The organism is Blautia glucerasea (assembly GCF_020537505.1).
Taxonomy (GTDB): domain Bacteria; phylum Bacillota; class Clostridia; order Lachnospirales; family Lachnospiraceae; genus Blautia_A.
In genome coordinates this window covers 231,865-254,506 of record NZ_JAJBMO010000003.1, presented here as the reverse complement: position 1 = coordinate 254,506, position 22,642 = coordinate 231,865, and the positions used below count along the sequence as shown (strand labels likewise).

The 22,642-nt window shown below is 48.9% G+C and carries 26 protein-coding genes and 2 pseudogenes; 17 read left to right on the top strand and 11 right to left on the bottom strand.

The genetic code is table 11. The features are described 5' to 3' along the window. Positions 1-34 precede the first annotated feature (34 nt). The 11 genes and pseudogenes from LIQ05_RS04390 to LIQ05_RS04345 all read right to left on the bottom strand — a co-directional run bounded on the left by LIQ05_RS04390 (position 35) and on the right by LIQ05_RS04345 (position 8,050). Positions 35-370: a pyridoxamine 5'-phosphate oxidase family protein gene (locus LIQ05_RS04390; protein ID WP_226818906.1), complete on the bottom strand. Its 336-nt coding sequence runs from the start codon at positions 368-370 to the stop codon at positions 35-37. Between the two features lie 298 nt (positions 371-668). Next, entirely contained in the window at positions 669-989 is a 321-nt protein-coding gene (locus tag LIQ05_RS04385; protein ID WP_173736546.1) for a nucleotide pyrophosphohydrolase, read from the bottom strand. Positions 990-1,003: 14 nt separating this feature from the next. Beyond that, a complete protein-coding gene (locus LIQ05_RS04380) occupies positions 1,004-2,758 on the bottom strand; it encodes a DUF2075 domain-containing protein (RefSeq protein WP_226818904.1) in 1,755 nt (584 codons plus the stop codon). A gap of 25 nt (positions 2,759-2,783) precedes the next feature. Then, positions 2,784-3,215 (bottom strand): flavodoxin family protein, encoded by a 432-nt coding sequence (locus LIQ05_RS04375; RefSeq protein WP_148463783.1) that lies wholly within the window; start codon positions 3,213-3,215, stop codon positions 2,784-2,786. A 161-nt stretch (positions 3,216-3,376) separates the two neighbouring features. Further along, positions 3,377-4,078 carry a transglutaminase-like domain-containing protein gene (locus LIQ05_RS04370; protein ID WP_226818902.1) on the bottom strand — a complete coding sequence of 234 codons (702 nt, stop codon included), beginning with the start codon at positions 4,076-4,078 and terminating at the stop codon, positions 3,377-3,379. Beyond that, positions 4,068-4,736, bottom strand: coding sequence for a class I SAM-dependent methyltransferase (locus LIQ05_RS04365; RefSeq protein ID WP_226818900.1), 669 nt, complete (start codon positions 4,734-4,736; stop codon positions 4,068-4,070). The genes LIQ05_RS04370 and LIQ05_RS04365 overlap by 11 nt, the downstream gene beginning before the upstream one ends. Before the next feature lie 34 nt (positions 4,737-4,770). Further along, positions 4,771-5,196, bottom strand: a pseudogene (locus LIQ05_RS04360) (ketopantoate reductase family protein); the annotation flags it as partial. A 19-nt stretch (positions 5,197-5,215) separates the two neighbouring features. Continuing rightward, positions 5,216-5,305: pseudogene (locus tag LIQ05_RS20550) on the bottom strand (ZIP family metal transporter); the annotation flags it as partial. Positions 5,306-5,548: 243 nt separating this feature from the next. Further along, the gene (locus tag LIQ05_RS04355; protein ID WP_226818898.1) at positions 5,549-5,812 is read right to left on the bottom strand and encodes a hypothetical protein; all 264 of its coding nucleotides are present in this window, start codon (positions 5,810-5,812) and stop codon (positions 5,549-5,551) included. A 192-nt stretch (positions 5,813-6,004) separates the two neighbouring features. Then, complete coding sequence (locus tag LIQ05_RS04350; protein WP_226818895.1) at positions 6,005-7,336, bottom strand: threonine/serine ThrE exporter family protein; 1,332 nt, start codon at positions 7,334-7,336, stop codon at positions 6,005-6,007. Positions 7,337-7,363: 27 nt separating this feature from the next. Next, a complete protein-coding gene (locus tag LIQ05_RS04345) occupies positions 7,364-8,050 on the bottom strand; it encodes a DUF4866 family protein (protein WP_226818893.1) in 687 nt (228 codons plus the stop codon). 215 nt (positions 8,051-8,265) lie between these two features. On the opposite strand from LIQ05_RS04345, the gene LIQ05_RS04340 reads away from it, so the two are divergent. The 17 genes from LIQ05_RS04340 to LIQ05_RS04260 all read left to right on the top strand — a co-directional run bounded on the left by LIQ05_RS04340 (position 8,266) and on the right by LIQ05_RS04260 (position 22,629). Beyond that, complete coding sequence (locus LIQ05_RS04340; RefSeq protein ID WP_226818891.1) at positions 8,266-9,714, top strand: ParB/RepB/Spo0J family partition protein; 1,449 nt, start codon at positions 8,266-8,268, stop codon at positions 9,712-9,714. A gap of 283 nt (positions 9,715-9,997) precedes the next feature. Next, entirely contained in the window at positions 9,998-10,339 is a 342-nt protein-coding gene (locus LIQ05_RS04335) for a hypothetical protein (protein ID WP_118533151.1), read from the top strand. Further along, positions 10,339-11,052 (top strand): antirestriction protein ArdA, encoded by a 714-nt coding sequence (locus tag LIQ05_RS04330; RefSeq protein ID WP_014080243.1) that lies wholly within the window; start codon positions 10,339-10,341, stop codon positions 11,050-11,052. Before LIQ05_RS04335 ends, LIQ05_RS04330 begins: the two co-directional genes overlap by 1 nt. Before the next feature lie 46 nt (positions 11,053-11,098). Then, positions 11,099-11,575 carry a PcfB family protein gene (locus LIQ05_RS04325; RefSeq protein WP_334301157.1) on the top strand — a complete coding sequence of 159 codons (477 nt, stop codon included), beginning with the start codon at positions 11,099-11,101 and terminating at the stop codon, positions 11,573-11,575. Continuing rightward, on the top strand, positions 11,562-13,397 hold the full coding sequence (locus tag LIQ05_RS04320) for a VirD4-like conjugal transfer protein, CD1115 family (RefSeq protein ID WP_226818887.1): 1,836 nt from the start codon (positions 11,562-11,564) through the stop codon (positions 13,395-13,397). The genes LIQ05_RS04325 and LIQ05_RS04320 overlap by 14 nt, the downstream gene beginning before the upstream one ends. 95 nt (positions 13,398-13,492) lie before the next feature. After that, positions 13,493-13,705: a Maff2 family mobile element protein gene (locus LIQ05_RS04315; protein ID WP_044963257.1), complete on the top strand. Its 213-nt coding sequence runs from the start codon at positions 13,493-13,495 to the stop codon at positions 13,703-13,705. A gap of 11 nt (positions 13,706-13,716) precedes the next feature. Next, entirely contained in the window at positions 13,717-14,583 is an 867-nt protein-coding gene (locus tag LIQ05_RS04310; protein ID WP_014080220.1) for a VirB6/TrbL-like conjugal transfer protein, CD1112 family, read from the top strand. A gap of 15 nt (positions 14,584-14,598) precedes the next feature. Continuing rightward, positions 14,599-15,330 (top strand): septation protein SpoVG family protein, encoded by a 732-nt coding sequence (locus LIQ05_RS04305; protein ID WP_226818885.1) that lies wholly within the window; start codon positions 14,599-14,601, stop codon positions 15,328-15,330. Next, complete coding sequence (locus LIQ05_RS04300) at positions 15,320-16,099, top strand: DNA-methyltransferase (protein ID WP_226818883.1); 780 nt, start codon at positions 15,320-15,322, stop codon at positions 16,097-16,099. The genes LIQ05_RS04305 and LIQ05_RS04300 overlap by 11 nt, the downstream gene beginning before the upstream one ends. 2 nt (positions 16,100-16,101) lie before the next feature. Next, positions 16,102-16,671, top strand: coding sequence for an MT-A70 family methyltransferase (locus LIQ05_RS04295; RefSeq protein WP_257319276.1), 570 nt, complete (start codon positions 16,102-16,104; stop codon positions 16,669-16,671). Positions 16,672-16,674: 3 nt separating this feature from the next. Further along, positions 16,675-17,058 (top strand): PrgI family protein, encoded by a 384-nt coding sequence (locus LIQ05_RS04290; RefSeq protein WP_173829199.1) that lies wholly within the window; start codon positions 16,675-16,677, stop codon positions 17,056-17,058. Beyond that, positions 17,021-19,381 (top strand): VirB4-like conjugal transfer ATPase, CD1110 family, encoded by a 2,361-nt coding sequence (locus LIQ05_RS04285; protein WP_330633945.1) that lies wholly within the window; start codon positions 17,021-17,023, stop codon positions 19,379-19,381. Before LIQ05_RS04290 ends, LIQ05_RS04285 begins: the two co-directional genes overlap by 38 nt. Beyond that, entirely contained in the window at positions 19,362-21,080 is a 1,719-nt protein-coding gene (locus LIQ05_RS04280) for a C40 family peptidase (protein WP_226818881.1), read from the top strand. Before LIQ05_RS04285 ends, LIQ05_RS04280 begins: the two co-directional genes overlap by 20 nt. A gap of 14 nt (positions 21,081-21,094) precedes the next feature. Beyond that, positions 21,095-21,346: a DUF4315 family protein gene (locus LIQ05_RS04275; RefSeq protein ID WP_015563850.1), complete on the top strand. Its 252-nt coding sequence runs from the start codon at positions 21,095-21,097 to the stop codon at positions 21,344-21,346. 2 nt (positions 21,347-21,348) lie between these two features. Beyond that, entirely contained in the window at positions 21,349-22,098 is a 750-nt protein-coding gene (locus LIQ05_RS04270) for a DUF4366 domain-containing protein (protein WP_226818879.1), read from the top strand. Further along, positions 22,095-22,271, top strand: coding sequence for a hypothetical protein (locus tag LIQ05_RS04265; protein ID WP_226818877.1), 177 nt, complete (start codon positions 22,095-22,097; stop codon positions 22,269-22,271). Before LIQ05_RS04270 ends, LIQ05_RS04265 begins: the two co-directional genes overlap by 4 nt. A 4-nt stretch (positions 22,272-22,275) precedes the next feature. Then, positions 22,276-22,629 (top strand): cysteine-rich VLP domain-containing protein, encoded by a 354-nt coding sequence (locus LIQ05_RS04260; protein WP_117536009.1) that lies wholly within the window; start codon positions 22,276-22,278, stop codon positions 22,627-22,629. Positions 22,630-22,642 lie beyond the last annotated feature (13 nt).

Below are 22,642 nucleotides of genomic sequence, written 5' to 3'. Positions count from 1 at the left end.
CACTAAAAGATATTCGTGAAGAACGGAATCTCATTCAAGCAGATTTGGCTGAAGCCATAGGTTCCTGCAGCCAGACTATCTTCTGTAATGAAGGATATGCATCAAGCATAGACTGTCTTGCTTCTACTCTGTCATCCTCAATCAGTTCACCAGCAACACGAAGCCACTCACCATTCTTAAAAGCACAGATTTCAGCCTTTGAATTTGCGTGTAGCTGCTTTGATACCTCTTTGACTTTACCTGTCTGTATGTAAAGTTTTCCTTCAAAAATATGTGCTGTTCCAAAAGGTCTTACTCTTGGCTGATCGCCTTCTACTGTTGCTAAATAATATGTTCCTGCTTCTTTTAAAAATTTACAAACTCGTTCCATTGCTTAATCCTCCATTTTCCGAATAATTATTATCAAAAATTATGATTTTTCTCTGATCCATTACCTTGTCTTACGCATTAGCCAATCAGTCATCTGTAAAAACCTAACAGTTATTGTACTCGGATACCTATATAGAACATATTATACCATTAACATGAAAAATCGAGCAGAAAGATTATTGTTAATCACTTTCTACCCGATTCTTGAAGCTATACAACGCACTCATGATATATTATTTTTTTGAGAAAGGGTGAACAGCTAAACGATCAGGCTATTCACCCTTGTTTTATCTTTGATGTTACAGTTCCGTATATTTTGCAGCACTACCTTTTGCTTTTTCTACCGGATATTTTGCCTCATTCTGATCCATCTTCATATTTACGATCTCATCTGCATCCAGTCCCAACTTATCCAACAGATTTTGAGAATATACAAGTACATCTGCCAATTCTTCCTTCACATGTTGAAGATTGAAATTATCATCACACCACTGAAAGCACTCAAGAAGCTCTGCTGCTTCAATAACAATTGATTTTGCAAGATTTGCCGGTCCATGAAACTGATCCCAGTCTCTATCTTCTGAAAATTTTCTAATTCTATCTATTGTTTCTTTATTCAATTCCTCATACCTCTCTATTCTACGGCAGCTAATAATGCTTTTCGCAATTCTTCATCACAAGCATAAATAAACAATCCATTGACTCCTCTTGTCATAAGGACTCTTACTTCATGCCGGAGCAACTCTTCACCAAATTTCTTCTTTGTCCCATCTGACAAAGTACGTTTTCTGACAGCTTTTGTATTACAACTCGAATCTGGATCAAAGACAATTCTTCCATCCTTATATTTTACAGATGGACCTAGAATTACACCTGCATAATTCAGATCAAAACCTTGAATTGTAAATGTAGATCCTACCTCTTCGATTGTCTGTTTTTGCTCTGCCCACGCTAGTTTCTTATTATAACGTTTTTGTTTTGGAGACAATTCAGATTCCAGTTCTCTATTCCATGGCTTATGCCATCCATTGATAAGAACTTCCCAGTATTTACTCAGACGTTCAGTTGGATCGGTTTTGGCATTATATTCCCAGTCATATGTTGCAATCAAACGAGATAACGACGATTCCTCTTTGTCTGCTAATTTACATATTTCTTCATCCAGTTTTTCTGGCGAAGAAAAGATTCGAATACTATAGTCAATAGTAGGTTTCGGCAAGGGAAGTATCTCTTTTCTCTTTGTAAATCCATCTATCCAGTTTAACATTTCTTTCCCTGCATGCATTCTTAACTGGTTTTTAAGCACAATATAATTCTTATTCTTCTTGGCTTCTTCTCTGTATTTGTCAAGTATTTGTGACTCCCAAAATTGCTCCGTTGTTAGAATCTGATTCTCATCAAACATAACAACTGTTACCCTGGCGCGTTCAATTATATCCTGCAACTGATTATCACCACGATATGACTGTTTACCCTGTGTCCAAAGCAAATGAGCCTCATCAACAAAAGCTATATCTACTGGATTATTCGGAGAATGTGTATTTATAAATCGTGTTGGTTTAGAAACCACTTCTCCATATTTATCTGTTAAACCTAATTTTTCAGCGATCTGCTCATATACCGTAATTTGTTCATCATGATTAATGATCAGATTACATCTCAGATCATCCAAACCATTTTCCTCTGCCAGACAACATATTTCATAAAATGTGCTGCTGTTTAATACTGTTTTTCCAGTTCCTGCTTCGCCTTCTACAAAGATTAATTGACCTGCAGCACCTATGGATAAAGCCATTTTCACACGTTCAATTATTTTATCTCTTGCCTGTAACTGTTCCTTTGTTAACTTATGTAATGGCGACGCTTTAAAGATTGCAGAATCATGTATCATGCTTTCAGTTGGAAAAAGATCTTTATTATCTTTCCGAAGGCCTCTCCAGATTTTTGAAAAAATCCTGTCCAATTCCTCCATAGGATAATAATGATTCTGTGGATTTCCTCGAAGATTATGAACTTTTCTTACCTTAGGTACACTGAGCATATAATGCATCAAACGATTTTCAACATCTAATGTCATAGACTTGTTAAAATGTTCATGACCGATAATATACAAGGCCGCAGATTTTCCTGTTATTCTGTTTTGCCAGGAATTTGCATTATAAAGTCCGGTCTCATAATGCTGTCTTGTACGTTGAATCACATTATTTGATTCTCCTATGTACACCTCATACTCATCAGATTCTTTCCAATTATGGATATATACAGTTGGATACGATGTTATTATTTCCTGTACGTTTTCATCCGAATAAGAGCATAAATCCTCTTCAAATATTGTTAATGACTCAGGTGTATCATCTATTTTACGAATGATTGGTTTTGCAACCTCCATTTTACTGCTCCTCTTCTTTACGTGTTTATAAGTCTTTTACAAATTCCACTGCATATTGGATATCTTTATCATCTGGATGTCCTTTTGCAATACCTCCGACCAGTTTGAACGGACCAAATGTATCGTATCCTTTGCATCCAAATTTACCCTCTACGCTGGCATGTTTTTTGTTCAAAATCTGCTCTATGGATTTATAATTCGCACTTCCACCATAAGTACAGATCAGGAAGACCTTTTTGTCATCTGGTAAATTCTTTTCAGCAAATTTCAACATCGACTGATGAAACTTTGAAAAATAGATTCCTGATGCAAACCCGATCATATCATAACTGCTCAGATCTGCATCTGACTGTTTTACTGCATCAATCAAATCTACCTGACACTCTTCTGCTATGCTTTTTACTATTTTTTCTGTATTTCCATGATGCACCGATGCATATACGATTGCTTTTCTCATATTTACCCTTTCTGTCAGTTCAACAATAAAATTATACCATCATTTGTTAGTTTGTAAATCTGTGTCATTACAAGCAATCAACTCAAAATGATTTCGATTTGTTTTTATAAAGCCTTCTTTTTGTACCCTCCAAATTTAATTTTAATTCTAAAAGCTTAAAACTATCGTTCTCTAATCTTCCTGACATTACGATTCATGAGGTGTCTTCCAATATGTCTATAAGCAAATGCTTTAAAGGCTGAAATTTCTTGATGATGTTCCTTCAACAGTTCATCTGGACAATCATAAACACCAAAATCCTGATTGATTCCCTCGCTCTGAATATAAGTATTGTTCCTATCAAATTCAATAATGAGATTTCTGAAATCCTTGACTGCTACTCCATAACCACAAAATGCACCTTTACATTCCGGATTTCGTTCTTGTAACTTCTTTATATAAGATTTATCCAAAATGAAGGCTTCCAATTCATACCACTGATTTTCAAAATTAATTTCTACCCAGCTATGGAAAATATTTTTTGGAGCATTACGGTAAACAAACCCGGTCATAGCTCCTTTCTGCAGGCTTTTATCAATGGTAAAACCATGTACTCTGCATGGAATATTGCAGGCACGTAAAAGTGCCATAAATAAAGTTCCTTTTGTATTACATTGTCCATAACCATCTGCAAGTACTTTTGAAGCTGAAATTCCGTCATCAATATTATATCCAAATAAAACATCATCTCTTACATAGTTGTAGATTGCCTTAATCCTTTCAAATTCACCCATTTCCTTCCATTTCATATTTTGAATAAGTTTTTGAATTGCCGGATTAGAAAAATCAACCATTCGTGTTTCCCTAAGATACTTATCCTTCATTTCCTATCGCCTTTCCCATAGGATTTCTCACAACACAATGCATTCGCATACCTTTACGAATTTCAAATTTTTCTACTTTTAATCCTGCTTTTTTGCAACATTTCATAACCATAGCTCTTGTTGGAACCCGGACATCTCCATGTCCGCATATATTTGCCAACGGCATTTCCAATGTATTCATTAGCCATACCAATACTTTATTGTCACTGGTCACATCTCTCAGTATCAATCTTCCATTTGGGCGAAGACATCTTTTCACACTGTCAAAAAATGCCTGTGGATCCGGATAATGATGGAAGCTCATAGAACAAATAATTGCATCAAATGAATCCTTTTCAAAAGGAAAGTTCTCACAGTCTCCCACAACAAATGTTGTATTTGGAATATTTTTCTTTTTTGCCTGTTCAATCATTGCCGGAGTCAGATCCAGTCCTGTATAATGCCGGTCTGGATGTCTTTCTGCTAATAAAGAAATCATTGGTGCAGGTCCGCAGCCTGCATCCAATAAATCTCTAAATGGCTCCTTCTCTAATTCTTCCAGAATATCCGGATAATCCTTCTTGCACATTTCGTAAATGCCCGCATGGTTACTTTCATATCTTCCTGCTGCTTTTGTAAATTCTTTAATTGACATTTTTTTATATTCTTCATTTTTCATGCTTTTTTCTCCAATCACTGTACCTTTTTTGCCTTGCATCCGCAATCGGTACCACCATAGCAAGATGACAAAGCTGCCATAGATGCATATCCGTTACTTTCTGTTATGGTATATGGGCATGCCTCAATATCTCTGAAAACTGCTTAGTTCTTTCGGATTTATTTCCTGATATTTCTGCAAATGTTGTCGGCTGAATCAACCTTGGAGTAAGTGCTGCATACAGCTGGTTTTCCCGGACAGTAAGCAAGACAAAATCATAAATATCATCGTTTGGTAGTTCTCCAAGAATCCTAATCTCTGCCTTTATTACTTCCTGATTTTTCTTATATTGCAATCCATTATTTCTTAAAGCCTCAAGTCTTTTACCTCTGGCATAAATACTTGTATCATAACCGGCTTCTGCAAATAAAGCCGCATACAAGGATCCAATCACACCAGCACCATAAATCAATATTCTCATAAGAATCATTCCTCTCCTCTTACCCCAGTGCCACATCCAAGATCATCATCAAACTAAATTCAAGTTCAAAGAAAAGTGTACCGATATTCGAGTGCTGTCCCTGAGATATTTATTAGCATTATGTATTCCTTTCTGTATAGTCAAAAGTACTTTCACGTCGTTTTACTGTTAGATTTAACTAACTACCATGTATAAAAGAAACCGTGCAAAAAGCAAACTGTAATTTCACACGGTTTTCCTTATGTTTAAGTATATCACTTACGAAATCATATAACAATATAATTCTTTTAACAATTTACAAAAAGCCGGAGGTCACAATAATCTTCATGACCTCCGACTCGTTATACTTATTCTACACTGTCCTTACACCCAAATCAGCCCCTCTTTCCGGCTTATCTCTTCCCTGCTTTTCCTGGATGATTCTCTTATTGATTTCTAAACGTTCATGAATCGACGGTTTCTTTTCTTTTCCTGGCATTGCCTTTTTCTGTATTACTGCCTTTCTTTCAGCTTTTCCTTCATCCTTAACTGCTGTATTTGCTTTAACGCCAGCTCTTGGCACAGCTTCTCTGCTCTCATTTTTCTCTGCCACCTGCTGTTCTCGTCTCTCCTTCACCCTTTTTCTTCCAGACTGTAAAAACTCTGCAAATACGGCAGTACATGATTCTGCATATCATTCATATTTCCAATCGGTTCCCAGTCAATGCCTGTAAGGTCAAAATCACCGGTCAGAAGAAAATATCAGATATCCTTTTCACAATTTCACCAATCACATTGATTACGGTCTTTGTTACAAGCACGAATCAAGTCAGGTACAATACCGAAACGTCTTATCTGTTAAAATCCTTGCAAAGATTAGTCCAAGCGGAAGCGCTGCAATGATCAGAAGCGCAGCTGCAAACCAGGATGCAGAAACGGATAAGGACATGATTCCAAGGTTATAAAATCCACGGTATAAATAAAGCCCCGGTACCATGATCACAATGGAAGGCACTGTCACGGAAATCCTTGGATAACCCACCTTATTTTTCAAAAGGGAGGCAAGAAGTCCGGCTGTAAGTGCCCCTATAAATGCAGCTACTGCCGGAGGTAAAGCTACGAGATCCACCAGTTCAAGACGGAGGGTATTTGCAATTGCACCAAGTACTGCCGTAGAACAGGCAATCCTGACTGGGCTGTTAAACATGATGGAAAAACCGAACACGCCGAAAAAGCTTGCAGCAAGCCGTGTGAGGATCCACATTGCAGCAGGCATACGGATCTTTATGAAATCCACTGGCTGCAGGTGAAGGAGCATAGCCATGATCCAGGCAGACATGGTGGCTACCAGAACAATGATCAGTGCATAAGTGAGCCTTTCCATGCCAGAACGCATATCCAGCTTTGCCAGGTCAATTCCGCTGGTAATAAAGGGAAAACCAGGGATGATAAAAAGCATGGCACAGATATATCCTGCTTCATGCTGAATGGAAATCCCAAACAGGATTTCCCCTAATTTCAAAAGTCCTGCATATACAAAGCATGCCAGAGAAACCGAGGAAACAATTCCAAGAAACAGGGTAAAATGATGCTTTGTTAATTTACAGCGAAAGAAATTTCCAAGTCCTGCGCCAACAAAAGCACAGAACATTTCTACCAGTCCTCCGCCCAGAAGAAAGGTAAATCCACAGCATGCAATGGCGGCAGCCAGCCCCAGGGCTACCGGGGAATAAAGGCCATGAATTCTTTCAATCTCATCCAGATAGCTATGAAGCTCTTCCCCGGACATATTTTTCCCCTCTGTTTCAAAATTGCGGATAAAATGCTCCAGCCGGTTCAGCTTTGACGTATTCACCCCTGTATTGGTAAGACATAACGACTGGGTAAATCCGTTTTCCCCATCAAAACAGGTGTACTCAATGGACATCAGCCCGATATCTGTGGTGCAGGTAATCCCCATCGCTTCCGCCAGGGCATTCATAGAGCTTCGGACTCTCCATGCTCCAGTTCCACAGGATAAAAACATAATCCCTACACGTCCTATAATGGAAGCCTTTTCCGTGATGCTCGCATTTATAACGGGAGTATTTTTGCCATTTTCATCAGTGTATTCATGCCACTCCACGTCCATGTGATTTTTTCTGACCCTCTCCAACTGCATAAAGCCACTTCCTTCAAAAAAGTCTCATTATAATTTCAGGCTATCATTTCCAGCCTGTTCCATCATCCGTTCCCTGCAGGCAAGGACGATTCCATCAATTTCCTCCATGCGCTGAAGCATTTTCTTCTCAAACTCATGGATAGGAAGGAGAACGCCAAGCTCATCAAAGGGTTTATCGGGACTTTCTTTTTTTATACCGGTCTCCTGTCCATAGAATACGACGGCATGCGGTGCTGCCTGCTGGATTTCCTGGAAAGTCTTCCATACAACGGCATAAGTCTGGGCTTCTGTAAGACCCAGCTTACAGGTATCCGGGAGTGCATAAAGGATCAAGATTCCACGCTGGCGTTCTTCTTTTTCTTCTTTAATTTCCAGTCCGTCCGTGTAAGAATGTACAATGTCATATCCATCTGCAAGGTAAAGCCCGGACCTGGGTACACACTCATGCCTGTCAAATGTCTCTTTAAATTTTCCGTATTCATGAGCGGAAACCATCTTCCCTGCTTCTGGAAGAAGCTCTCCTTTCACATTAGTAAGAAGAACCGGGTTCTCTCCTGCTTTTCCATGGAATTTTCTTGGAATCAGGTAGGCTTCGCGGAGCAGATCAAACATACTTTTTCCACACAATTCCAGAAGAAGAGCACTTACATCCCCATTCTGGTAAGCGTGAAAGAGTACCTGCAAAAAGTGGTCCGGATCCTCATCCACCAGCATATGATTACTTCCTATTAGGAACACTGTAAATACAAGGCTTTTCGGAGCCTACAAACCAGAAAAAATAATATTTGATCTATCACATTACGCAAAAAGCCGTCCGGCATGAAAAACGGGCGGCTTTTTTGCGTGGATAGACGGAAAGGAGGCACAAAAATAACTACAAAATTTTAGCATTCAAATTTGTGCAACTTTAACGAAAAGGAGGATCGTAAATGGCCGATGAAAAATTGAATACTGGCCCTGCGGAGAATATTTCCCCGGAGGCCGCCGAGCCTATCGCCACACCCGAACAGACCGCAGCGTCTGAGCCCCAGCAGGAACAGACCGGGCCTGCCATACCTGAGTCCGGCGATGTGGTTGTGTCCTTTGACAAAATCAATGAACTTATGGCGGAAAAGAGGCAGAACGCCCGCGCCGAAGTCGAAAAGGCGGAAACCCCCGAAACGCCAGAGGCGGCAGCCCCCGGAGAAATACCGCAGCCCGCCAATACGGAGGAACCGAAAAAGACGCGCCGTGGCCGTCCGCCGAAAGCAGAAAAGGCCGCGACTGAAAATCAAAAATCGGAGAAATCGGCTGGGGCCCGCAAGGGCCGCCCACCCAAGGCGGATAAGACGGCCCCTGACAAGCCCAAGCCGTCCAAACGAGACAAAGTGTCCCGAAGTGACGGAAAGGCTCCGGATGCCAAGGAGCCCATTAAGCCCGCACAGGATACGGCACCGAAGGAAACTGCTGCTGCGGAACAGACGGCTCTCGAGCCGACCACACCGCCCCGCCCGGTTGAGGAAGGCAAGCTGGTTTATCTGAAACTTTCCGAGGTTCATCCGTTTCACACATTCCGTCCGCACCCCTTTAAGGTACGGGACGATGCGAAGATGCAGGAAATCGTTGCTTCTATCCGCGTAAACGGTGTAATGGTTCCCGGTCTTGCCCGCCCGGAGAAAGACGGAAACGGCTATGAAATTGTAGCGGGCCATCGCCGTACCCACGGCAGTGAACTGGCGGGGCTGGAGGAAATGCCCTTTATTGTCCGTGAAATGACCGACCACGAAGCGGTGCAGGCCATGAAGGACAGCAACAAGCAGCGTGACGGGATGCTCCCCAGTGAATTGGCCGCGCTGCTGGAACTTGAGGTTGAGGACATTAAGCATCAGGGCGGGCGGCTGAAAGGCGTTGCGGAAGGCGATGTTGGAAAACGCTCGGTTGAGATTGTGGGCGAGGCGCATGAGATGAACTATAAAAAGGTCATGCGCTACTTGCGGCTCAACTCTCTTGTGCCGGAGCTTCTGGATAAGGTAGACGATAAAAAGATGGGCTTTATGCCTGCCGTGGAACTGTCCTACATCAAACCGAAAAATCAGAGGCTTATTGCTGTTTCCATTGACGGGGAGCAGGCTTCGCCCTCGCTGGCCCAAACTAAACGGCTCCGGGAGCTGGATAAGGAAGGCAAGCTCAACGGCGATGTCATTGACGGCATCTTATCAGAACAGAAAAAGGAGGATCGAGGCGTGATTATTTCTACTGCGGAACTGGAAAAGTATTTTGGCAAGGAGGTCACTCCCGCCAAAATGAAAGAACAGATTATGTCCCTGCTGGATGACTGGAAAGAAAAACAGCCGCCGGAGCTGGCAAAAGCCCCGAAAAAGCAGGAACTTGACAAGTAACAACTTCGAGACACTTTGTCCCGAGGGCCCCGCCCTCGCGCAGAAGCTCTGGTGGTATATATCCCCCGTCGCCGCCTGTTTTTTAGTACAGCCGGGAGTGGGCCGTCAAGGGTGCAGCGCACCGCCGTTTTCGGCGGCTCGCCCTTGACGGTCTGCCCCGGCTGTGCTATTTCCCCGGCAAGCGGCGGGGGTATATCCTTCAGAGCCGCCCCCTTTCCCAAGACTGGGAAAGGGCGTGGGGTTTGGGTTGAACTTTCTTATTAAAATATCGGAGGTATGAACGATGAAACGACCCCTTGCTTATATCACCGCTGCATGGCTCGGCGGCGATAGCGAAAACGCAGAACTGGCGGCGCAGTATTGCCGCACCGTGTATGAGGCAGGCTTTTCTCCTATTTGTCCGCCTTTGTACTTGCCCCTGTTTCTCAACGATGCTGTTCCCGAGGAGCATAAAAGCGGCATCGACATGAGCCGTGACCTGCTCCGCCGTTCTCATGTGCTGGTTGTCTGCGGGCACAGTATGACCGAATCCATGAAAAATGATATTGCCGTGGCCCAGCGGCTGGGAATTACGGCAACAACCCTTGAGGGTATCCTGACCGTCAAGGGGCAGGGCCGTCGCTGATGGCGACCCTGTTTGAAGCCTACGTTACCAACGCCGGAAAGTACAGCGAGGGCCAGCTTGTGGGTGAAACACTGAAATTTCCCACAACCGCCCAGGAGGTGGAGGCTCTCTTGAAACGGATCGGCGTGGATGGCGTCCGCTATCAGGAAATTTTTATTACCTCTTTCGATGGGGATGTGCTGGGGCTCTATGACCATTTGAGCGAGTATGAAAATCTGGACGAGCTTAATCATCTGGCCTGCCTGCTTTCCGAGCTTACCTCATCGGAGCTGGAAACACTGGAGGCCGTCCTCGACAGTGGCGATCACTGTTCTTCGGTGCGGGACATCATCAATCTGACACAAAATCTGGACTGTTACGGCTTTTACCCCGGCGTATCCGATGAGGAAACGCTGGGGCGTATTTATGTGGACGATCTGGAAATGTTGGATGTGCCGGATCAGGTAAAACCGTATTTCGATTATGAGGCGTATGGCCGGGATGCCTGCATCCACGAAAACGGCCATTTTGCCCCGGGCGGCTATGTTGTCAAAGAAAGCGATCATTTCGTGGAAGTGTATCACGGCTTGCAGGATATTCCCAAGGAGCATAAGGTGTTCTCTTTCCCGAAGCTCTCTATCCGGGAGCAAATGGCGGCCTATCAGGAAATCATAGACGGTTCTTCGCTGGAGGGCTACCGTCAAATGCAGAAAAAAGACCGTGGGGATCGGTGACGGTACTTCGAGACAAATTGTCCCAAGGAAGGAGGCGGTGTAACTGATTGATGAAGATATTTCCCGGCGCACGATAGCCATATCTGTAAAAACAACCAAGCTGACAGCGCGGGGACTGGCGTATGTGCTGGGTATGGTGGGGCGGAAGATCCGCAAGGCATACCGTGGGCGGCAAACACCACACGGCAAGCAAAGTGTGCGAAAGCTCATGGCCCACGGCACAGCCACCAACAGCATTGAGCTATCCGGGGATGCCAAGTCCTTTGACCGCGTGGCCCGGAAATGGAATGTGGACTATGCGTTTTATAAAACCGGGCCGGACAAATACCTGCTGTTTTTCAAGGCTGGACAGGCAGACGCAATGACCGCCTGCTTTTCTGAGTATTCCCGGAAGGTGTTAAGCAAAGCAAAATCGAACCGTGTTCCCATCCGGGAACAACTGCAACAGGCGGCGGATCAGCTTTCCAAAGAAAAGCCGAAACAGAAAGAACGTGCAAAGGAGGTGGCCCATGAGGACAGATAAGATTAGAAAATATCTCATTCCAAACATTCCCTATCTGTTCATCCTGTGGGCGTTCCTCAAGCTGGGAACGGCCTACCGGCTGGCAGCGGGTAACGATTTTGCACATAAGCTCATCGGGCTGGGCCAGACGATTGGCCCGGCCTTTGCTGACTTTGCGCCCGGTTTAGTCCCGCTGGATTGGCTTGTCGGTATTGTAGGCGCAGTTGGTTTTCGGCTGCTGATCTATTTCAAAAGCAAGAACGCTAAGAAGTTTCGGCGGGATGCAGAATATGGCAGCGCCCGGTGGGGAACGGAAAAAGACATCAAACCATTTGTCGATTCGAAGTTTGAAAACAACGTGATTTTGACCGGGACGGAGTTCCTCACGATGAACACCCGCCCGAAAATCCCCGCAAATGCCCGAAACCTGAATTGCTGCATTATCGGCTCGTCCGGCTCCGGCAAAACCCGCTTCTGGCTCACGCCCCAGCTTTTACAGGCTCATTCCTCTTATGTGGTGGTCGATCCCAAAGGCGGTGTGCTGGGACAGGTTGGGGCTTTCCTGCAAAAACGCGGGTACAAAATCAAGGTATTCAACAGCATAGATTTTTCAAAATCCATGCACTATAACCCGCTGGCGTATATCCGCAACGAGGCCGATATTCTGAAATTCGTGGATGCCCTGATTTCCAACACCAAGGGCGAAGGCAAGGAAGGCGATCCATTCTGGACAAAATCGGAAACGCTTTTGTACTGCGCCCTAATTGCCTACATCATTTTCGAGGGGCCTGCCGAGGATCGGAACATGAATACCCTTGTGGATATGATTTCCGGCATGGAGGTCAAGGAGGATGACGAGGATTTTATGAACGCGGTGGACTATATGTTTGCCGGGCTCGAAAAGCGCAAGCCGGATTGTTTCGCGGTCAAACAGTATAAAAAGTACAAATTGGCCAGCGGCAAGACGGCAAAAAGCATTTTGATTTCCTGCGGTGCGCGGCTGGCTCCCTTTGACATCCCGCAGCTTCGTGAGGTCATGGCCTATGACGAATTGGAGCTTGACCGCATCGGAGATCGGAAAACGGCGGTATTCTTCATCATTTCCGATACCACGCAGACCTACAACTTTTTAGTGGCGCTGGCATTTTCGCAGATGTTCAACCTCCTGTGTGAACGGGCGGACAATGTTCACAGTGGCCGCCTGCCGCACCATGTACGGGTGCTGTGGGACGAAGCAGCCAACACGGGACAGGTGCCCCAGCTCGAAAAGCTAGTCGCGGTTATCCGCTCCCGCGAGGTGAGTCTGTGCCTGTTGTATCAGCAGTTGGCACAGTGCAAGGCCATTTACGATAAACACGCCGAGACAATCCTCGGCAACATGGATAGCGTGGTGTTCCTCGGTGGCCGCGAAGCCAGCACCATCAAGGAAATATCCGAGAACTGGCTGGGAAAAGCCACAATCAGTATGCAGACCGACAGCCGCTCCCGTGGCCAGTCGGAAAGCTACAGTCAAAATACCCAGCGGCTGGGCCGGGAACTGATGACCCCAGCCGAGCTTGCAACCATGCCGGGAGACAAATGTATTTTGCAGCTTCGGGGCCTACCCCCGTTCTTCTCTCCCAAGTATGATCTGAAACGGCATCCGAACTACCGCTATACGGCGGAGGCCGATAAACAGAAAAACGCTTTTGACCTCGACAGGCTCATTAACCGCCGCAGGCGGCCCGGGCTGAACGAGGCGTGTACGATGTATGAGGTGGCTGTGCCGGACGATGCACTCACGGAAGAGGACGAGGACATCCTCAACTATGATGACATCGACGATCCAGACGCCTTTGCATAAACGCTTCGAGACAAAGTGTCCCGAAGTTTGTAACCTGCCGCCTGCATGGGCGGCTTTTTTGTTACCGGGGAAAACCCGGAGAAATGGAGGCTTATATGGCATTTTTCTCATCTGCAATCGACACTTTACAGACCCTCGTTATTGCTCTCGGCGCTGGCCTTGGCGTGTGGGGCGTGGTCAATCTGCTGGAGGGCTACGGCTCGGATAACCCGGGCTCCAAGTCCCAGGGCATGAAGCAGCTCATGGCGGGCGGCGGCATCATCGTCATTGGCACCACACTGATCCCTCTGTTGTCTGGCCTGTTTTAAGGTAGGCGCTTATGGATTTTCTCACCGACTGGCTCACAAACTGGCTCAAAGAGCTTCTGATTGGCGGGATTATGGGAAACCTCGAAGGGCTTTTTGATACCGTCAATACCCAAGTCGGAGAGATTGCGGCACAGGTAGGGACTACCCCGGCGGCGTGGCACGCCGGGGTTTTCTCCCTGATCCGACAGCTTTCCGAAACGGTGATCCTGCCGATTGCCGGAATGGTGCTGACCTTTGTTGCCACTTATGAGCTCATACAGATGCTTTTGGAAAAAAACAATATGCACGAGGTTGACGTTGCGAACCTCTATAAATGGATGTTCAAAACAGCCTGTGCAATCTTAATCCTGTCAAATACATTCAATATCGTCATGGCTGTGTTCGATGTGTCGCAGAGCGTTATCGCGCAGGCAGGCGGGCTGATTCAAGGCTCTACCGATGTTTCGGCGGATATGCTTGCCGAACTGGAAACCTCGCTGGAGGCGATGGACTTGGGGCCGCTTTTGGGGCTTTGGCTGCAGTCTGCGCTCATTGGATTTACGATGAAGGCGATGGGGATTATCATTTTCGTTTTGGTGTATGGCAGGATGCTGGAAATCTATCTGCTGACCAGTCTGGCCCCCATCCCCGTTGCTACGCTTTCCAACCGGGAGCTTGGCAGCACCGGGCAAAACTACATCAAGTCCCTGTTTGCCGTGGGCTTTCAAGGGCTGCTGATTCTTGTATGTGTTGCAATTTACGCGGTGCTCATTCAAGGCATCGCAACAAGCGGCGATCCCATCGGGGCGATTTGGGGAACTGTGGGCTACACGGTTTTGCTTTGCTTCATGCTCTTTAAGACCGGGAGCATTGCCCAGCGTATCTTTGGCGCTCATTAACAGGAGGTGGTGCTTATGCCGAGAAGATACGGGGCAGACGGAACGCGCTTATGGAATGGAAAAACGCCGGAGGAGTTTACTGAGGCAGACGCTTACCGCTTTATGGCGGAAACAGAGGCCGTCCTGCAAAGAAAAGAGCTGATGGACGACCCCGCCCAGCCTGCTCCGGCAAGCGGAAAGGAGGAATTTTATCTGAGTAAGAAAGATGATGTATTGCTGACCCCGGAGCAGATTGCTGCGGAGGAGCGGCGCTGGCTATTTGATGCTCCCATCGCGGAGCTTGCGGAAGTCAAGGGCGTTAGTATTGACGAGGCGGTAAAAATGCGGACGGATGCCGTCTTGCAAGAGGCGGTTGTTCCGATCACAGTATCTGTCCGCCCGATTGAGCCGCAGGGTAAACTGATCGGCTTCGCCAGCGTCAATTTTGGCGGTGTGGTCATCGACGATTTTAAGGTTGTGGACGGGAAAAACGGAATTTTTCTCGGAGCTCCCTCTAAACCCGATCCTGCCAGCCGGACGGGATACCGGGCTACGGTTCGGATTCCTGACCACGCCACACAGGAGCGGATTAACGCGGCTGGTGTGAAGGCGTATCATGCGGCGGTGGAACAGCTTGTTGCACGGGCCCAGGCGGTACGGCCTGCCCCGATCAAGGAGCAGATGGCCGAGGCCGCGAAACAAGCTGGAAAAGAAAATGCCGCCCGGCCTGCACCTGCCAAAGCAAAGGAGGCCCGCAATGACCGATAGCCGCACTTTGGGACAACGTGTCCCGAAGGAGGGCTTGTTTCTCATGGACGGCATCGAGGGCTTGCGTTCTTTGCCAAAACATAGCGTGGATATGCTGCTGACTGATCCGCCTTACGGCACAACCCGGAATTATTGGGATGTGCCCCTGCCGCTCCCGGAGCTGTGGGAGGCGGTGAAATGGGCAGTCAAACCGAATGGCGCAGTGCTGTTTTTCGCACAGTGCCCCTTTGACAAGGTGCTGGGCGCATCCAACCTCGCCATGCTCCGCTATGAGTGGATTTGGTACAAGGAGCGCGGAACGGGCTTTCTCAATGCAAACCGGGCTCCACTGAAAAAGTCCGAGAATATCTTGGTGTTTTACCAGAAGTCCCCGGTCTACAATCCGCAGTTTACTTATGGCAAGCCTTATGCCCGCGTTCATTCCCGAAGCGGTACAAGCTCCAACTATGGGAAATTTGAACGGCAGGGATCGGAGTCCAACGATGGCCGCCGCTATCCCGGAAATGTACTATTTGTGCCTACGGTGTCCGGCGGCATCCACCCCACACAGAAGCCCGTGGAACTCTGCGAGTATCTGATCCGCACCTATACCCGCCCTGGCGAGCTGGTTGCGGACATTTGCGCGGGCTCCGGCACAACCGCGATTGCAGCTATCAACACAGAACGCCGCTTTGTATGCTTTGAAACGGCCCCGTCCTTTTATGCCGCCGCCAGTGAGCGCATCCGTGCGGCGCAGGCAGTAAAAAGCTCCGGCGAGAAAGGAGTGTAATTATCCAGCAGTATTCTATCATTTACGCTGACCCGCCGTGGCGCTACTCGGCTAAGAAAGTACAGGGCGCGGCGGAAAATCATTATCCCACTATGAGCATTGAGGATTTATGTGCGTTGCCTGTGGCTGATCTTGCAGCCCCGGACAGCGCACTCTTTTTATGGGCCACTTTCCCGCAGCTCCCGGAGGCGCTCCGGCTGATCGAGGCTTGGGGCTTCACCTACAAAAGCGTTGCTTTCGTCTGGCTGAAAAAGAACAAGAAAGCGGATAGCTGGTTTTACGGCCTTGGCTTCTGGACAAGGGGCAATGCAGAAATCTGCCTGCTGGCAACCAAGGGACATCCAAAGCGGCAGGCTGCCAACATTCATCAATTCATCATTTCCCCGATTGAAGCCCATAGCAAAAAGCCGGACGAGGCCCGCGCCAAAATCATTTCCCTGATGGGCGATCTGCCCCGCGTGGAGCTCTTTGCCAGGCAGACCCCGCCCGGCTGGGCTGTATGGGGAAATGAAGTAACACCAACCATCCCGGACTTTGGGACACATTGTCCCGAAGTGCAGAAAGGAGTGTGATCTATGCCCTATGTAAACGTACCAAACGATTTATCCAAAATCAAAACAAAGATGGCTTTCAACCTTACCAAACGCCAGCTTGTCTGCTTCGGCAGCGCGGGCGCGGTGGGGATTCCGGCCTATCTGCTGACCCGTGGCACCCTCGGCAATACCGGGGCGATGTTTCTCATGCTGGGAATTATGCTCCCGGCGTTCCTGCTGGCCATGTATGAAAAGGACGGCTTACCCTTTGAAAAGGTGGTGCGGAATATCATCCGGGCCAAGTTTCTAAGGCCGGGGATCAGGGCCTACCGAACCGAAAACATTTATGCGCCCTTTGTCGGGCCGGGCGCTGGAAAGGAGGATGTGATTGAAAAACACAAAGAAGAAAAACGGAGCCGCCACTAAGGGTAAAGGCCGGGCGGCCCTGTCTGCCCAGCAGACAATCCCGTATCTGTCCATGCACCCGGACGGTGTGTGCAAGCTCCCGGGCGGGCTCTATACAAAAACCGTGGAATATGAGGACATCAATTACTCCGTGGCATCCACCGAGGATCAGACTGCCATATTCAGCGGATGGAGCTCATTCCTCAACTACTTTGACAGTTCGCTGCCGTTCCAGCTTTCCTTTATCAACCGTCGTTCCCATTCCCGCAGCCGCTATCAAGTCAATATCCCGAAAGCGGATGACAACTATAACAGCGTCCGGGATGAGTTTACCGGGATGCTGAAAAATCAGATTGCCAAAAGCAATAACGGCATTGAACGCTCAAAATACATCACCTTTGGCATACCCGCCGAGGGGATTGCGGAGGCACGGCCCCGTCTGGAGCGTGTGGAGGCCGATGTCATGGGAAACTTTAAGCGGCTGGGCGTTCCCTCGGAGCCGATGGACGGACGGGCCCGCCTTGCGCTGCTTCATAGCCAGATGCACCCGGGGAGCCGTGAGGCGTTCCGCTTTTCGTGGAAAGACATCCCGCAGACCGGGCTCGGCACAAAAGACTTTATTGCCCCGGACAGTCTCGACTTCCGCCAGTCCCGCACATTCCGCATCGGCCAGTATTGGGGCGCGGTGTCCTACTTACAGATTATGGCATCGGAGCTTTCGGATAAGTTGTTGGCGGAAATCTTGGAGCTGGATGCGGAAATGACCGTGACCATGCACATTCAGACCGTGGATCAGCTCAAGGCAATTAAGACCATCAAGGGGAAAATCTCGGACATCGGAAAAATGAAAGTGGAGGAACAGAGAAAGGCTGTGCGCTCCGGCTATGACCCGGATATTCTTCCCCCTGACCTGATTACATTCAGCAAGGACGCGGCGGAGCTTCTGGCTGATTTGCAATCCCGCAATGAGCGAATGTTTCTGCTGACCTTTACGGTGGTAAACCTTGCCCCTACTCGCCAGCGGCTGGAAAACGATGTGTTTACCGTGGGCGGCATCGCGCAGAAATACAACTGCGCTCTGCGCCGTCTGGACTGGCAACAGGAACAGGGCTTTGTTTCTTCGCTGGCCCTTGGCTACAACGAGGTAGAAATCCAGCGCGGTATGACAACCAGCTCCACAGCCATTTTTATCCCCTTTATGACAAGGGAGCTCCGCATGGCTGGACAGGCCCTCTACTATGGCATGAACGCACTTTCTCACAATGTCATCATGGCTGACCGCAAAAAGCTGAAATCGGCAAACGGGATGTATTTGGGCTCTACGGGCTCCGGCAAGAGCTTTGCCGCAAAGCGCGAGCTCTTGAATGTGTTTCTCACCATCCCGCAGGATCGGATCATCGTGGTTGACCCGATGGGCGAATATGCGCCGCTGGTGCGAAGGCTGGGCGGCCAGGTGATCGAGATTGCCCCGGACAGCCCGCACCATCTCAATCCGATGGATGTGGAGCTCAATATGGCTGCCGGAGAAAGCCCGCTTTCCATGAAGGCGGATTTTCTTTTGTCCCTGTGCGAGCTGGTGGTTGGCGGCAAGGAAGGTTTGCAGCCCATTGAAAAGACGGTCATTGACCGCTGTGTGCGTTTGGTGTACCGGGAACAGGCGCTCGGACTGGAAACCGCAAAAACGCCGCTGTTGCAGGATTTGTACGAAGAGCTCTTACGCCAGCCGGAGCCCGAAGCCCGGCGCGTGGCAACTGCCTTAGAGCTTTATTGCACAGGCTCCCTCAATCTCTTTAACCATCCTACCAACGTCAAGACGGACAGCCGTGTGGTGTGCATCGTTCTGAAAAACATGGGCGAAAACCTTAGAAAGATTGCAATGCACATCACAAATGAGTTTGTTTCGCAGGCGGTGGATCAGAACTTCCACGAGGGTGCGGCGACTTGGTGCTACTTTGACGAGTTTCATATCCTGCTCCGCGATCCGCTGACAGCCAGCTACTTTGTGGCAGTCTGGAAAATGCTGCGTAAAAAAGGATGTGTGCCGTCTGCTTTGACGCAGAACGTCAAAGACCTTTTGGCCAGCCGGGAAATCGAGAACATTCTGGACAACACGGATTTTATGATTCTGCTTTCGCAGGCGCAGAGTGACCGTACCATTCTGGCAAAACAGCTCGGTATTTCCGAGCATCAGCTTTCCTATATCACACACAGCAATTCCGGCGAGGGGCTGTTGTTCTATGGAAATGTAACCATTCCGTTTGTGGATCGGTTCCCTCGCGGAGAAATCTATGACCTGCTGACTACACGCCCGGAGGATATGAAGAATGAAACGAAAAACGAATAAGACCAAGGAGGAGGCTTGGTCGCAGACCGCCCACGCCCCTGACGGGGAACAGCCCGGGCCGGAGGCTTCCGACACTTCGGGACAAAGTGTCCCGAAGTCCAAGTTCCGCAAAAAGAGCCAGCAGGAACAGGCTGCGGCGGCAAAGCTCCGCATGGAGTCCCAAGGCGAAAAACTGGAACAGGCCCGGGAGAAGCTGGAAAAGCAAAAGCCGCCGAAAAAGCCCGGCCCGGTAAAACGCATAGGCCGTGTTGCCAGTGGTTCCGTTCACAGCTTCGTGCATGGCAAGATTTTTGAAGTGGAACAGGAAAATGTCGGCACGGAAGGCGCACACCGTTCTGAGCTTGTGGGAGAAACCGCGCTACGGCATGGCTCTCGCTTTGTGCGCCGTAAAGTCCGGGAACATCCGGCAAAAGTGGTACGCAAGGCCGAGGCCCGCTATACCAAGTACACGGCGGACTACCATTTTCACACCACCGCACAGGAGCACCCGGAGCTGACGAAAAATGCCCTTACCCGCTACTGGCAGAAGCAACGGCTCCGCAGGCAATACCGCAAGCAGGCAAAGGAGGCTGCAAAGCAGAGCGCGGCTGCGGCTGGGAAAACTGCCACAGCCACAGAACGCCTGACTGCCCGGGCAGTGGAATTTGTCAAAAGTCATCCCGCAGGTGCCGTGATTGCGGTGCTCTGTGTGTTACTCCTGTTTGCTATGCAGTCCTGTTCCTCTACCATGCTTATGCTGGGGAACGCCGGGGCCGGTGCATTAGGAGCCAGCACCTATCCTTGCGAGGATCGTGATATGCTGGCCGCCGAAGCCGCCTATTGTGTGCTGGAAGATGATTTGCAGCATTATCTGGACACCTATGAAAGCACCCATGACTATGACGAATACCACTTCGATCTGGATGAAATTGAACATGACCCCTATGTGCTGCTTTCTCTTTTGTGTGCGCTCCATGAGGGACAATGGACAATAGGCGAGGTACAGGGAACGCTGCAAATGCTCTTTGACCGCCAGTACATTCTCACGGAGGATGTGGTGGTGGAAACCCGGTATCGCACAGAAACCGACACATGGACGGACGAGGACGGCAACTCCCATACGGACACCTATCAGGTGCCTTACGATTATTACATCTGTACGGTCACGCTGGAAAACTTTGATTTGTCCCATGTACCTGTGTACGTTATGGGCGAGGATCAGCTTTCCCGATATGCCATCTATATGGCAACGCTGGGGAACCGCCCTGATCTGTTCCCGGATTCTCCTTATGTGAACAAGTACATTACCGGGAAACCCGGTGATTACGAAGTGCCCGGAGAATATCTGGACGATGAAACCTTTGCCGCGATGCTTGCCGAAGCGCAGAAATACATCGGCTATCCCTATGTGTGGGGCGGCAGTTCTCCCGCCACTTCCTTTGATTGCTCGGGGTACGTTTCGTGGGTTATCAATCACTCCGGCTGGAATGTGGGCAGGCTGGGAGCCCAGGGGCTCTATAACATCTGTACGCCGACCAGCTCTCCCAAACCCGGTGATCTGGTGTTCTTCAAAGGCACCTATGACACGCCGGGCGTGAGCCATTGCGGGATTTATGTCGGTGATGGAAAAATGCTGCATTGCGGAGATCCCATCGGCTACGCAAATTTGAATACAAGCTACTGGCAATCTCATTTTTACGCCTATGGGCGTTTACCGTGACAGGAGGTTTTGAAATGGCAACTACCAAAAGCATGAAAATTCAGGCCGAGATTGATAAGGTCAAGGCCAAAATCAGTGAACAGCAGGCCCGGCTCAAGGAGCTGGAGCAGAAAAAGCTGGAGGCGGAAAACAGCGAGATCGTGGACATTGTGCGCGGTATGAGCATTTCCCTTACGGAGCTCCCGCTGCTGTTTGAAAAGCTGAAGGACGGAGGTACTTTGGGACAAAGTGTCCCGAAGTCCGAAGAAGAAAAGGAGGAAAACTGAATATGAAACACTTTCGTATGTTGGCGGCGGGGCTTTGCTCCGCCGTTCTTTTATGCGGCTCTGCGATTCCAGCCTACGCCTATTCGGACAGTGGGAATGAGGAACCGCCTGTTGTGGAAGAAACTCCGGCCCCGGAGCCAGCGCCTACCATTACCCCGGGCGAGGGCTTTTCGGAGGATGGAAACCTTGTGACCCGCGATCTGCTCTACGATGCCGCAACCAACAAACAGTTCATCACGGTGGAAACCAGCGGCGGCAACACCTTTTACATTGTCATTGATTATGACAAGCCTGTGGACGAGGACGGCGAACAGTATCACACCTACTTTTTGAACATGGTGGATGAAGCCGATCTGCTGGCTGCACTGGAGGCCGCTGGCGGAGAACTTCCGGCCTGCTCCTGCACAGAAAAATGTGCGCCCGGAGCCATCCATACGGATTGCGAGGTCTGCGCGGTCAACATGACCGAGTGTGCTGGCACGGCTCCTGAACCCGCCCCGGTAACAGAACCTGCGGAGGAGCCGGAACCCGAGCCCCAGCAGAAAAGCAATACCGGGACGCTTCTGCTGATTTTGGCTGTGGCTGTTCTGGGCAGCGGTGCAGGCTGGTACTTCAAAATTTACCGTCCGAAGCATGAAAAAGCTGCTGTACCCGAAGAGGATTACAGCGAGGAACTGGCTGATTATGACGATCCCGAGGACGATGGGCCGCCTTGGGACGAGGACGATACCGAAAGTGAGGATAATGAATGAGATTTACCAACAACCCCTATGAGGGATTTATGAAAGAAAAAAGCTACTTTAAGGGTGTGCTGCCCAGCCTGCCGCCGAAGGGCTCCCGTTGTGACGGCTGCCCTTACTGGCGCGGGATCGGCTGCGTGTTCTGCTACCGGGAGCAGCTCAAACCACCGGGCAACGGGAGGTGATGCTGTGGGCCGAGAACTGACCCGGACAGAAAAAACGGCAATTCGCAGGCTGGTATCAAAATGGTGTGCCAACTATGACCGGGACTGCGGCTGCCTGCCGCTGGATTGCGAGTGCTATATGTTTGGGAAATGCTGGACGGGGGCTTATTGCCGCTACTTCCGCGAGGCAGTTCTGCCCCTTGATCCGGCGCTGGAGGCTGCGCTGCTGGCAGAAGGGCCAAGGCCGAATTTCAAGGCTTGCCCGGTATGCGGCAGAGCCGTGGCTCCTGATGGACGGCAAACCTATTGTTCGGCGGCCTGTGCAAAGGCGGCACACCGCAGACAGCAGCGGGAATATATGCGAAAAAAGCGGGGCTGATGTGTTGACAATT